12 protein-coding genes are annotated in these 12055 nt (G+C 50.3%); 9 read left to right on the top strand and 3 right to left on the bottom strand.

The features are described 5' to 3' along the window. Positions 1 to 2: 2 nt before the first annotated feature. Positions 3 to 992: a JmjC domain-containing protein gene (locus D9N13_RS05880; protein ID WP_290587159.1), complete on the bottom strand. Its 990-nt coding sequence runs from the start codon at positions 990 to 992 to the stop codon at positions 3 to 5. A gap of 191 nt (positions 993 to 1183) precedes the next feature. Here D9N13_RS05880 and D9N13_RS05885 point away from each other — a divergent pair, with 191 nt between their 5' ends. The 3 genes from D9N13_RS05885 to D9N13_RS05895 all read left to right on the top strand — a co-directional run bounded on the left by D9N13_RS05885 (position 1184) and on the right by D9N13_RS05895 (position 3362). Further along, positions 1184 to 2041 (top strand): N-acyl homoserine lactonase family protein, encoded by an 858-nt coding sequence (locus tag D9N13_RS05885; protein ID WP_290587162.1) that lies wholly within the window; start codon positions 1184 to 1186, stop codon positions 2039 to 2041. A 118-nt stretch (positions 2042 to 2159) separates the two neighbouring features. Continuing rightward, on the top strand, positions 2160 to 3062 hold the full coding sequence (locus tag D9N13_RS05890; protein ID WP_290587164.1) for a hypothetical protein: 903 nt from the start codon (positions 2160 to 2162) through the stop codon (positions 3060 to 3062). Positions 3063 to 3140: 78 nt separating this feature from the next. After that, entirely contained in the window at positions 3141 to 3362 is a 222-nt protein-coding gene (locus D9N13_RS05895; protein WP_290587166.1) for an MbtH family protein, read from the top strand. Positions 3363 to 3390: 28 nt separating this feature from the next. Here D9N13_RS05895 and D9N13_RS05900 read toward each other — a convergent pair whose 3' ends face one another. Next, positions 3391 to 4203 (bottom strand): CmcJ/NvfI family oxidoreductase, encoded by an 813-nt coding sequence (locus D9N13_RS05900; RefSeq protein ID WP_290587168.1) that lies wholly within the window; start codon positions 4201 to 4203, stop codon positions 3391 to 3393. Between the two features lie 166 nt (positions 4204 to 4369). Here D9N13_RS05900 and D9N13_RS05905 point away from each other — a divergent pair, with 166 nt between their 5' ends. The 3 genes from D9N13_RS05905 (at position 4370) to D9N13_RS05915 (ending at position 7723) form a co-directional block, all read left to right on the top strand. Further along, the gene (locus D9N13_RS05905; protein WP_290587170.1) at positions 4370 to 6274 is read left to right on the top strand and encodes an HAD-IIIC family phosphatase; all 1905 of its coding nucleotides are present in this window, start codon (positions 4370 to 4372) and stop codon (positions 6272 to 6274) included. After that, positions 6271 to 6519: an acyl carrier protein gene (locus D9N13_RS05910; protein WP_290587173.1), complete on the top strand. Its 249-nt coding sequence runs from the start codon at positions 6271 to 6273 to the stop codon at positions 6517 to 6519. The genes D9N13_RS05905 and D9N13_RS05910 overlap by 4 nt, the downstream gene beginning before the upstream one ends. Before the next feature lie 64 nt (positions 6520 to 6583). After that, entirely contained in the window at positions 6584 to 7723 is a 1140-nt protein-coding gene (locus D9N13_RS05915) for a hypothetical protein (RefSeq protein ID WP_290587176.1), read from the top strand. Here D9N13_RS05915 and D9N13_RS05920 read toward each other — a convergent pair. After that, complete coding sequence (locus D9N13_RS05920; RefSeq protein WP_290587179.1) at positions 7675 to 8916, bottom strand: aromatic ring-hydroxylating oxygenase subunit alpha; 1242 nt, start codon at positions 8914 to 8916, stop codon at positions 7675 to 7677. The two genes, D9N13_RS05915 and D9N13_RS05920, sit on opposite strands and share 49 nt — an antisense overlap. 205 nt (positions 8917 to 9121) lie before the next feature. Here D9N13_RS05920 and D9N13_RS05925 point away from each other — a divergent pair, with 205 nt between their 5' ends. From D9N13_RS05925 to D9N13_RS05935, 3 genes are read left to right on the top strand one after another with little or no spacing between them, the layout of a single operon-like run. Beyond that, positions 9122 to 10345 (top strand): cytochrome P450, encoded by a 1224-nt coding sequence (locus tag D9N13_RS05925; protein WP_290587182.1) that lies wholly within the window; start codon positions 9122 to 9124, stop codon positions 10343 to 10345. Positions 10346 to 10380: 35 nt separating this feature from the next. Next, positions 10381 to 11634: a cytochrome P450 gene (locus tag D9N13_RS05930; RefSeq protein ID WP_290587185.1), complete on the top strand. Its 1254-nt coding sequence runs from the start codon at positions 10381 to 10383 to the stop codon at positions 11632 to 11634. 37 nt (positions 11635 to 11671) lie between these two features. Beyond that, entirely contained in the window at positions 11672 to 11914 is a 243-nt protein-coding gene (locus D9N13_RS05935; protein WP_290587188.1) for a hypothetical protein, read from the top strand. Positions 11915 to 12055 lie beyond the last annotated feature (141 nt).

Genomic DNA, 12055 nt, shown 5'->3' on the forward strand with positions numbered 1-12055 from the left:
GGCTAGCCCTTTGGTTTGGGCACCGTCTGGGCGAGGGAGGTTAATATACCGTTAAATTTGTCGACCATCTGCTGCTGGCTTATGGGCTCGGGCTGAACCGAATTGTCATGGTTTCCCTGCAGTTGTAGCCAATTAAAAAAATCCGCAGCCAAATGCACCAGCTGATCCTTTGTTTGCTGGCGGTCTTCCGGTACACGCTGTCTGGCGGTGAGGTTGTGATTGGCCCACTCCCGCATCAGCAACTGGAGTCTGTCCAGCATGGGTTCAGATTCCAAACTCACGGTTAAATGCAAAGAAAAGTCCTCAGTACAGCCTGCCGTGTGCATACCACCCCTGGGAATATAAAGCACGTCGCCGGGAGTCATCACCAGTGATGTACCGCTGTCATCGGGTTGATACTTCTCCGGGTCCCAGGCAACGTCGCCAAGGGGAAGTGCCATTCGATGGCTGTAGTGTTCAAACAGGGTCCAGTGTTTGCTGCCAATAATCTGTATGACAAACACATCGGTATTATCAAAGTGAGGTGGAAATCCGTTCTGCCCTCCAGGGGTAAGATATGCGTTTATTGTGGTTTGGCCGTGAAAAACCGAGCCCACAGCTGCAGCGAAGATCTGTGACGAGGGTATCTGCTTCTCCAGATTCCGGAACCGAATGGTTGCGCCCCTTATAAGTTGCTCCTGCACCAAATCCACCGCCAAACGGTCAGATTTATGCAACATATCCGTCAAACGGACCAGATAGGCTTGGCTATAAATATCGATGCTGTCCAGGGCAGAACACTGGGGCATAAGCAGTTTGGCAAGCGCGTGGGTGGAGCACAGCCAGGTTCTTTCTGTGTCCGAGAACTGATTGGCAAGCTGGGTATACCTTTGCTCCCGGATTTGGCGATTGAAGGCGTCGACCCCCATGGGGCCCGCCAAACGCCGCGCGTAATCGGGGGCAACAGCGTTATTGTCCAAGGCTGCATCGGGGCCCGGAATATTCTTACCCAAAACAAATTACCTCAAATCAATTCAACTCAAATTAACTTCATCGCCTCTAGTATAGGGTTGCCAACCCGGTGAAACCAACCCCAAAAAACCATTCCCAAAAAGCCATTACGAGCGTGATAGAAGGTTGCGGTTGCAGGCGTTCTAATACAAACTGAACGTTCTCGAAATTATAGTTATGGGAGCACGTAATTTTGACAGTTATCACGACCACACAACCTGAGGCACCTGAGCTCGATCAGTCCGGGCCCGGCAGACAGGCGGATACCGATACCCTGCTTAAGCTCTATATATTCGATTGCGGCAAAATCGACAGTGTAACCGCCGAAGAATTTGGCTTTAAGGCCGGCGAAATTGCCACTGAAATGACCACTCCCTGCTATCTGGTGGTGCATCCCCGTGGGGCCTTGCTCTGGGACACGGGAGAAATCCCGGATTCTGAAATCGCTGTGGACGGAGCACCCACCCGCAAGCGTACCTTTACCAGCTCGCGGAAGCTGACAGACCAACTCCAGGAAGTGGGCTATTCGCCAGACAACATCGATTTCCTGGCCTTCTCCCACTATCACAATGATCATGTCGCCAACGCCAATCTGTTCAGTGGCTCCACCTGGTTGGTGCAACGGGCGGAGCATGAAGCCATGTTCGACCCCAGCCCCGATTTTGAACGGTTTGGCCCGGTGACACCCGATCAGAAATTTTTTTGCGAACTCAAAAACAGCGAAACAATACTGATAGAAAACTGCGACCACGATGTATTTGGGGACGGTCGCGTCATTATTAAATTCACGCCGGGTCATACTGCCGGCCACCAATCCTTGTTTTTGGACCTGGATGAAACCGGGCCGGTGCTGATCACCGGGGATATGTACCACTATTACAATGAAGTGAATCGACCGGCCGACTTTGTTAACCATGTCAGCAATCCGCTAACGACCCTAAGCCGTCAAAAAATTGAAGCTTTTTCCAAAGAGGTCGGCGCCGAATTGTGGATACCCCATGATATTGTAGAAGCGCCGAAGTTTCGCTTGGCACCGGAGTATTATCGTTAATCGAATGAATAATTGGGATGGCGATTTCAACAATTGCGCAAGTCAATTTGTATAAGATGCGTTGCGCATTTTAACTGGGTTTCCTAAATGTTGAGATATCGCAATAAGGGGATGTGATATGGGCCAGACTATTCTGGAGAGTCAATCTACTTTGGCTGCCTCATTAAGCGAAATATGGCAGCAAATGTTCAATTTCACCAGTTATACAGCGGAGAGTTTTGCCGAGAACCTCACCGCTGGCCTTGTTATTATGATTGTTGAAATCATCTTGGTTGTGGGGCTGTTGGGGGGACTGGTTGACTATTTCCAACGTCGCAGTTGGAACAGAACACGGCAGGCCTTGGCCTATGTGCTATTGGGGAGTATGACTCGTGTTTTTACACATGCGCTAAGAGCACTGCATGTGGAAGCAGATAAAGTGATTGTGCTAAATTATCAGTTTGAACTCCATTTACTAAAAATGGAAAAAGCATTGGAGAACTTCAACGAACAGGTGATAGTGCATTTGCCTGCATTATTGCCTCCGATCTCTGTCAACCTTTCCAAAATAACTCGTAAAGTCTCTAAGCTTGAAGAAGCCGTGGCTGCGTTGAAATATCACTTTTATAATATCGAAAAAAGTATAGATGATAGTGATATGGATAACCGCATTCCCAACGAAGATGAAACTCAGTATTGGATTAGACCTGAGTGTTTCGAAGAGAAATTAAATCGAATGCATTTAAAAAAAGAAGAATTACCGACCGAGCAGAAGTTTCTTGTACTTTCCTTGTTCGAAATATTCGAACTATCCAGTTGTTTATCCGATGATATTAAGGTTTACATTGATTACCGCAGTCGAAACTGGAAAGGGTTTGAAGAAGAAACGCCAGGTAAAGCGGTCGAAAAAGAAAATATAATGGCAATTCAAAAACTGGAAATTTTAAAGTTTAAAAGCCTACTTAAGGACTTGGGCATCCACTTGGTAAAGTACCGGCCACCTTCGGATCAAACTCCTATTTCAAATGAAGAAGATCATTAACCCTATTACTTCACGGAAAGGCTAGTGATTCGATCACAAAAAACTTGTTGAGCAGTAGAGAAAGCGGAGCAAAACAGAATGAATCCATTCGATAAAGAAGAAACGAAATTTTTTGTACTGGTTAACGAAGAGCAGCAATACTCCCTGTGGCCCGATCATCTCGCCATACCCGATGGCTGGAACAAAACCGGCCCCCATGGCGACAAACAAACCTGTATGGCCTGGGTGGACGAAACCTGGACGGATATGCGCCCTGCCTCACTTCGAGCACAAATGGCGCCTAAGCAGTCGGATCAATAAACTGTCGTTAAGACAGAATCGGTTTACACTAATAAAAAAGTGCAAGAAACCGGCTTTCGATACTCGTTCTCGGTTCGGCACTGGCGGGGCAATTCGATGCGGTGAATGCCGCATGGGGTGTTAAAGCAGCTCGATTGGGGTCGGAGTCAAAGCCTTTAAACAGAATGAATTCATCGTCCTGCATGCCGGAGAAATACCCCCAACGCTGACATTCATTGAATCGGTAAATGGACATTTTAAAAAGCCAGTCGGGATCCTCGGGCATCTGTTCAAAGAAATCCACTGCAACCCGGTCGTCGGAGCCAAGGGAGCGCACATCGCAAAGGGCCAGAGGGACGTCAGCCGGCGGTGGGGTGAGTGTGCGCCAGGTGTTGTACATAGCCACCCGTTGATACGGATCAAGTGAGCGGGAATCGGTTTTCATTATGTGATTCAGCCAGCGAAGTATTTCCGTATCACCGGCACCGTAGTCACTGTGGGCAAAGCGGGCTGGCAAGGTGGTGCCCCCCTGCATATACAGGGGGGAGCGCTCGCTGCGCCGAATCACCGAATTCATATGAATAAGCTGCGTTGCGCTACTGATCTGGGTCACCAGCGCGGCGGCCTGATCAAGATTTTTGTGGGCGACAGTCTCAAGTGGTGTGCCGAAAGCCAAGGGGTCTCCCTGTGCCAATGTGAACCCAGCTTCATCGAGTGTGGGCGGCGAAGCGCAATCGCGAAGGTCGCTGATCTGCAACTGCCGTTCAATCAAAGGGCAGTGATCCTTCTCCCGGGTAATACCGTGAAGTTTGGGTGGCTCAGTTAACTGACCGATAAACTGAATATTCGCGGGTAAGTTCATAAGGCAACGGACTCTAAGCCGCTCCAGAGATAAGCAATGCTGCTGTGGAGATAAGACCATAGCCAATTCAATGCACCGATTCAATCCACTCTTGTTATACTGTGGCGGAAATAGAACCTGTCAATAATCCAGTTGGTGATCGCGAACGTTAAATGAGGTAGAAAATTTGGCTTCACCCCATGCGCCCTTGTATTGGCTGCCCGCGCCAAACCAATGGCAAGAGCAATTAAAACAGCTCAACAGCGAACGTTCGCCGGATTGGACTGCGTTTTCAAAACTGGCCGCTTATAACCTGGATTTTGCCCAGACCGGTATTTTGGATCGTGTTCTGGCAGCAAAACTGAACCAGAGCGAGGGATCCCAGCCCAAGGCAGATGTCCGGCTAGCGGTATTGGGGTCTTCAACCACGTCTCATTTAAACCCTGCGCTCAGAGTGGCGGCGTTACGCCGTAATCTCTGGCTGGACATTTACACCGGGGCCTTTGGCCAATATTGGCAGGAAATAGTAGCTGGGGATTCGCCACTGCAGACATTTGAACCCACCTGTCTATTGTTTGCTTTGGATGGTTATCACCTGGCAAATGGCTTATCCCCCGCCAGCACCGAGGCTGAGTGCAGTGCGCTGATCCAGCAATGGATCAATCAGCTAACGAGCGGTTGGCAACAACTGCAGGACCGGTATCGCTGTCAAATAATCCAACAAATTCCACTGCCTATACATGAAAGCATCATGGGTAACAACGAGCACCAATTACCGGGTTCCAAATTGGAGTTTTGTGTTCGAATCGCAGCAGCCATAAGAAGTGCGGCGACGCAGGCTGGTGTGGATGTTTTGGCCGTAGATCGTCAGGCGTCTTGGGATGGCCTGGCCAATTGGCATGATCCGCGCCTTTGGCATCACGCTAAAATGGAAATCGCCCCGCAGGCGACACCTCTGTTTGCCGAGTTGGTTTTGCGGGTGATTACTGCAAAAATGGGGTTGTCAGCAAAGTGTCTGGTGCTGGATCTCGACAATACCCTTTGGGGTGGTGAGGTGGGCGAGCTGGGGGTTGAAGGTATTGCCTTGGGGCAAGGCAGCCCGCTTGGAGAATCCTTTCAGCATTTTCAGAACTATCTGTTGGCGTTGAATGAGCGTGGGGTGATCCTTGCGGTATGCTCTAAGAACGATCACGGTAAAGCCCTGTCAGCGTTTCAGTCACACCCGGAAATGATTTTAAAGCCGGAACAGTTTGCCAGTTTTAAAGCCAACTGGGAGCCAAAACCCGATAACCTTCAAGCGATAGCACAGGCGTTGGGAATAGGCCTGGATTCGATGGTTTTTGTGGACGACAGTCCATTCGAGCGCGACCTGGTAAGGCGGTGTCTACCCCAGGTCAAAACACCCGAAATGCCGGAAGAGCCCTCGATGTTTGCCAGGTTACTGATGGATGCCGGTTACTTTGAATCAACAGCCATCACCCAGGACGACCGAAACCGAAGCGCCGCTTATCAGGCAAATCAAAAACGCTCGGAGCTGAAGCACGCCAGCGTTGATTTAATGGCTTACTTGAGTGGTCTGGAAATGCGATTAAGCTGGAAGTGGTTTGATCCCCTGGAACTGACCCGATTGGTTCAGCTAATCAATAAAACCAATCAGTTCAATCTCACTACCCGTCGTTATCAAACTGAAGCGGTTCAGGAACTGATGGCTGATCCAAACTGCCAGGCACTGCAGTTCAGATTGCTGGATCGGTTTGGAGACAACGGGCTCATTGCTGTTGCCATACTGCGTCGTACAGACCAATCTGTCATTACTATCGATAGTCTGCTGATGAGTTGCCGGGTACTGGGTCGTAAAGTTGAATACGCCATACTGAATATTGTCGCCGGTGCGGCCAAGGCCCTGGGAGCCACGCAGCTAACTGGGGAATTTATTGCCAGTGGCAAAAATGAACTCGTCAGAAATCTGTATCCTGATCTTGGGTTTGAAATAGTCACGGCGGAAAACGATGCCGCCGTCCTCTATCAATTGGATCTTACTGATTTTCAGGAGCACCAGATCCCGCTGCAGGTGGAAAAGGCAGATACATGAAACAAACAGAAATCTATGACCGCTTAAACGCACTGTTCAATGACGTGTTTCTACGAGAGGATATTAAATTGAGCCCCGCCACCACGGCTGCCGATATTGAAGGCTGGGATTCGTTTCGCCATATAGAGCTGATGCTGGTAATAGAGACACGCTTTAACATCCAGTTTCACAGCCGTGAACTGGACGAGATGAAAAATATCGGCGATCTGATCCGTGTAATCGAACGGCATCTGCCGGCGGCATAAAAGCACAATAGCAGAAAAACAGAATGTCAGAAAAGTAGAATGTCAGAAAAGTAGAAAGGGCGTCATGAACAAGGAAACAGACACAGTGATATTCGAATCGGACATATTGAAGCGGTTCGAGAGCCTGGGAGACAATTGTGAATTCGGATTGGTCCAGGTGGCTGTAGGGGTCGATCAGTTGGGTTTTTTCCGGTTTAACAACTCAGGCATCGAAGCCCTGATTAACGTATTGGAAAATGAATTCAAAGATTTTGCGGCACCCAAAAACATTGAGCTGGAGGTCGCCTGCAATAACGAACTGATTGTCCATGTATCGGAATACGATTTCCGCTATCACACGTTTATTCAGGCGGGCACGGTTGATGAAGCCCGGTTGCTTGCACAGCAACAAAATGTACTGCGCTTTCTTGCAAGAAAATCCCTTGATGATCTGCGATCCGGTGAAAAACTGTTTCTCCGCAAAGACAGTGATCCCGTTTCAGCTGATGATATGAGCCGAGTGCAGAGGGCTTTAACCGCCTATAACGCCAATAATCAATGCCTGTGGGTCAGAACCAGCGATGACCCCAACAGAGCAGGCCATGTGGAGCGGTCAAGCAAAGGCGTGCTTATGGGGTACATGGATCGCTTTTCCAATTATGAAGACGCCCGTGGGTTTTCCTTTTGTTGGTTCGAGCTTTGCCGTTCGGCCTTGAACACCTGGATGGGAAAAAATCCGGAGTCAGGGTGCAGGGCCAAAAGAGAAGTAATCCCTACGGAGTACAGGCTGAAATCACTCAATGATCTCCCTGAACGGGTAACACCAACGATGGATGGCTTTATCCTGGAAGATGCAGTGGTACACGGGGACAGCGGCGTTGTCACCGTAGGCAGTACGGCAATTGCAGAGACCATAACCACTGGTTCCACGTTTTATGCTAAACCAAGGCATACCGTACACCTGGCGGCAGCCTATCATCTGTTTAGTAATCAAACGGATTATATTAGGCAAAGCTACAATGAAGCGGCCTTTAACCGGTTTCGCGCTCAGCTGAACCCTGCAACGCCAGCTACACTACTGATCCCTGATCGACGGGATTTTTCCGTACTAGCCCCCTTGCGGGAGGTTGCCAACCCGCGAATTCCGCGGCTGGGTGTCGTCCGTGACAGTTGTGTTCAAGTAGAGCGGATTTTGATGTGCCCCAGTCGCGACCCAATGGCCTGATGAAAAGCCTGTAATGCCGGTTCATTCATTCCGTAAACCAACTCAAAATCGTCGGGCGCATTTTGTAGATTCTTATAACCCTCCATCGCGACGCGATAATCTTCCTGAGTAATCGGGCTGTCAACGTCGTTATAGGCAAATTCCCGCGCTACACGCTGTGGGTCATTAACCACGTTGCCTGGGGCGAACACGGCGATATCACAGCGCATGGTGCCCGGATTGTCCCCAGGGAACAACCGGAATACACGTACGCACATCTCCCCCTGTTCCAGGTTGCCGACCACCAAAAGGGTATTGGGAAAAACAAAGTGAATGGCATTGAGCTCAGGCTGTGGCCACAGAGGTTCCGCCTGATGTTGCAGTTGTTCCAATTGTTTCGCTGCAAAACTGATGCGCCAATGGGGAAGAAACCCTTCATATACCGAAACATTTGAATAGTACGCATCGCCAATCGAATCCCTGTGGAGCATACCAAAATGATAGCCCTCGCAATAGGTATCCAGCGCGTACTTCCAATTGGTGTTGGCAACAAAATCATGGCTGTGCACCCGGGACAGGTTTTGCAATTCCAACTGTTCCAGCTCCGGTGCGAATTCACCGAGGTACCCTTGAATGGACTCTGAAGTCAAGGCGCCTTTTACCTGAATCCACACCAAACCCAGATGCTCAACCACCGACACCGGGGTTAAATGTCTACGGTTCAGCAATCCCGGGTGATGGTCTTCATCCTGAAATCCTTCGTGGCCGGGAACGGCAACCAGGTTACCTTGCAGGTTGTAGCACCAGGCATGGAATGGGCATAAAATACGGCTCAGGTTGATTGAGTGACCACCGGGCTGGGGTGGCACCAGTCGGGTACCGCGGTGAGAGCAGCGGTTCAAAAAGGCGCTGAGCCGCAAATCCGAATCCCGAGTGATCAGGATGGAAACGTTCAGATCATCCAACACAAAGCAGTCGCCTGCCGCCGCAATATCTGTGGAGAAACAGGCCACGATGGGCGATTGCAGAAACAAAATGTCTTTTTCGTTTTGCGCAATGGCCGGGTCTGTGTAAACGTGGCGACTGTTGAGCATGGGGCGCTCTGCCATGTCGGTGGTGCGTCCATTGGCGATATGCTGCACCAGGCGTTTGCGAATGGACTTAGCCACTTGAATACGGCGCTCACGGGCGTCCTGCTTCGGTTGGTTTGGCAAATAGTATCCCCTTATTATTCACTGTGTGGCTGAGGCCTATGGGTCAAGACCAATGGGACAAGGGCAATGAACCAAATCCAACGAACCAAAGCCCTGGGAACCCTACCACCGAATCGTAATATAGTGTAATTTTGATTCATTAAGCGCCAATTTAACTTCAATTAAGCCCTATGGTATGCGGGCATGGTACACAAGGTTGTAGTGTATGAGTAACAGTCAGCGCGAGGTTGCCCAGGATTCGATAAAATTGCCTGCTGGGGTGTCCATTCCGTCCCATGTGCCCCCGGATCGGGTTGTCGATGTTGATATTTATAATATCCCGGGAGCCGAGCGTGATCTACACGAGTCCTGGCGCCACATTCAACAGAGCCATCGCTATCGTATACTCTGGTCCACCGCCAATGGCGGTCACTGGATTGCGACCCGGGCTGCGGAAATCACCGCCGTATTTGCCGATCACACCCACTATTCATCCAGAATCACTATCGTGCCCCGCAAGTGGGGTGAACTGTTTCCTTTGCGCCCAACCACTTTGGATCCTCCAGAACATCGACCTTACCGTAAGATTATGACCGCGGCGCTCAGCCGCAAACAACTGCAGGCGTATGAGCCCGGCATCAGGCGCATTGTGATTGAAACCATTGAGGCCATTCAGGATCGGGGGCAGTGTGAATTTATCCAGGACGTGGCGGCCAGGATTCCCAACCGCATATTTCTGTCAATGGCAGGGATTCCTGAGCAACAGATAGTGCAGTTACCGGGTTATGGAGAATCGCCCAACGCTTCCGACATTCCGGTGATGGACCGATACGCCAATTTTCTGCGGCCCTGGGTCCGCTCCAGGCAATCTGAACCGGGTGCTGATCTGTTGAGTCAGCTGGTCGCAGGAGCGTTGGATGGCCGACCCCTGATGGAAGATGAGGCCCTGGAGTTGTCCACCGCCATGTTGACCGGGGGCATTGACACCGTGATATCCCAGTTGGGTTTTATTATGGGCTTTTTGGCGCAAAACCCGCTTCATTTACAGCAGCTGGTCGATGACCGGAGCTTGATAGCCCCGGCGATTCAGGAATTTATACGGCGCTTCCCCATTATGACCAAAGCGCGTCTGATACAATCGAATCAGGAACTGGATGGGGTCCGGTTAAAACGCGGTGATATGATTGTATTGCCCCCATTGCAGGGGTTGGATGATGAAGTTTTTATATCGCCTATGGAAGTGGATTTTCGGCGTCAGGCGAATGTCAATGCAACCTTTGGCAACGGCGTGCACTTATGCCCGGGGGCTTATTTGGCGCAACTGGAAATGGAAATATTTTTGTCGGAGTGGATTAACCGAATTCCAGCATTCCGCTTGCAACCGGATTCGTTTCCAAAAATGAGCAGCGGAATTCTCGGTGCCATGTTGGAAGTTAAATTACGCTGGTAATCAGTGTTGGTGTGGGCACAGAGCCGATAGCGAGTATGAGTTCAAAAAGTTTGTTTCCCGAAATTGCAAACCGATGGAAGGGTATCGATTTAACCTCATTGGATGTGAGCAAACCCGAGTATTTCGAACGCAACGAGCACAGTGGGCTTTTTGCCCGGCTGCGTCGCGAATCTCCGGTTCACTATTGCCCACAAAGCCCTTACGGCCCTTACTGGTCTGTCTGTGGTTATGACGATATTGTCGAAGTGGAGCGCAATCACCAGGTTTACTCATCTGAAAATAATGTGATTATTGGTGACGTTCCGGCGGAATTCGATGTAACCCGGGCCTTTGCTACCGCCGATCCTCCCATTCATACCCAGGAGCGGCGGGCTGTCCTCCCTGCATTCACTCGCAAGCGCCTAGATACCCTGGCTGACAGTATTCGTGAGAAGATCCGTTCGTTGTTAGAGGGCTTACCCAATGACGGCACCTTTGATTGGGTACAGCGGGTTTCCAATGTGGTCACCAACAATATGGTGGGGGAGTTGTTTGATCTTAGCGCTGCAGACCGGGAGCGGCTGCCTTTCTGGTGCGAAGCCCTGGTCACAACACCGGAACCCGGCGCATTGGTTGAAACCTGGCAACAACGGGACCAGGTAATTGAACAATTTCGTCACCGCCTGTTAACCCTTTGGGCCGAGCGTCGCAGGGACAGCTCCCGATCCGATGTGATCAGTGCCCTGGCCCAAAACCCTGACACAGCAGAAATGGCCACAGATGCTTTACGATTGGTTGGTACGGTGGGGTTGATCGCAGGGGCAAACGAAGCCGCACGAGCGGCGTTGAGCGGGGCAATCGTGGCGTTCAATCAGTTTCCGGATCAATGGCACATGCTGAAAGAAAACCCGGAATTGATTGATGGCGCAGTGGCGGAAATCGTGCGCTGGCAAACCCCGATCATTCACATGCGAAGAACCACCACCGAAGCGGTACAGCTCGGCAATTGTCAGCTACCCCCGGGGGCTCGGGTTGTACTGTGGTACTGTTCTGCCAATCGCGACGAATCTCAATTTGAGAACCCGGAGTTGTTTGATATATTGAGGCCCAACGCAAACAAACATTTAGGTTATGGGTCGGGTATCCACCGCTGCCTGGGTCAACATGTGGCAGAAATGGAATTGAGGATTCTGCTTCGGGAACTGCTGCAAAATCCCTTTTCAATCAAACTGATGGCATCGCCACAACGAATCCGTTCGAATTTCTCGGCCAACTATCAGCAGCTTCTTGTGCGCAAGCTAAATGGGTAGCCCAATGGGCAAGCAATAGCAATTATAGAGGTATTTGATGGCGCTGATTGAATGCAAAGAATGCAATGGGAAGGTATCCGAACAGGCTGATGTTTGCCCGTGCTATGGAGTGAAGGATCCATCCATTCCGTTCGAACTGGAACGCCTCTACCGCCAACTGGATTCACTGAGGGCAGAAGAAACGCGACAGGCCGAGCTCTATCAAAAATTTTATGACCAAATAGAAAATGGTGTGTTCGGGGTGCTGTTCCGGAGGTTGTTGTTTTGCATTAAAAATTGACCCGGGTTTTGCACCGAATATTGACCCGCCTAGTGGGCCGATTATGGCCTAAATATTCCTGTTATTGCTAGACTTCCTTTCCCTCTGTTGTGTGGTTGAATGTTTGAATCGATAACTGTCGTTACCGGTTTCGATGATATG

The sequence above is a fragment of the Ketobacter sp. GenoA1 genome, from assembly GCF_003671475.1.
GTDB lineage: Bacteria > Pseudomonadota > Gammaproteobacteria > Pseudomonadales > Ketobacteraceae > Ketobacter.

Excerpts from the sequence above, each read along its gene's own strand:
- D9N13_RS05890 (WP_290587164.1), top strand. The coding sequence starts at position 2,160 with ATGGGCCAGACTATTCTGGAGAGTCAATCTACTTTGGCTGCCTCATTA.
- D9N13_RS05895 (WP_290587166.1), top strand. The coding sequence starts at position 3,141 with ATGAATCCATTCGATAAAGAAGAAACGAAATTTTTTGTACTGGTTAAC.
- D9N13_RS05900 (WP_290587168.1), bottom strand. The coding sequence starts at position 4,203 with ATGAACTTACCCGCGAATATTCAGTTTATCGGTCAGTTAACTGAGCCA.
- D9N13_RS05910 (WP_290587173.1), top strand. The coding sequence starts at position 6,271 with ATGAAACAAACAGAAATCTATGACCGCTTAAACGCACTGTTCAATGAC.
- D9N13_RS05915 (WP_290587176.1), top strand. The coding sequence starts at position 6,584 with ATGAACAAGGAAACAGACACAGTGATATTCGAATCGGACATATTGAAG.
- D9N13_RS05925 (WP_290587182.1), top strand. The coding sequence starts at position 9,122 with ATGAGTAACAGTCAGCGCGAGGTTGCCCAGGATTCGATAAAATTGCCT.
- D9N13_RS05930 (WP_290587185.1), top strand. The coding sequence starts at position 10,381 with ATGAGTTCAAAAAGTTTGTTTCCCGAAATTGCAAACCGATGGAAGGGT.
- D9N13_RS05935 (WP_290587188.1), top strand. The coding sequence starts at position 11,672 with ATGGCGCTGATTGAATGCAAAGAATGCAATGGGAAGGTATCCGAACAG.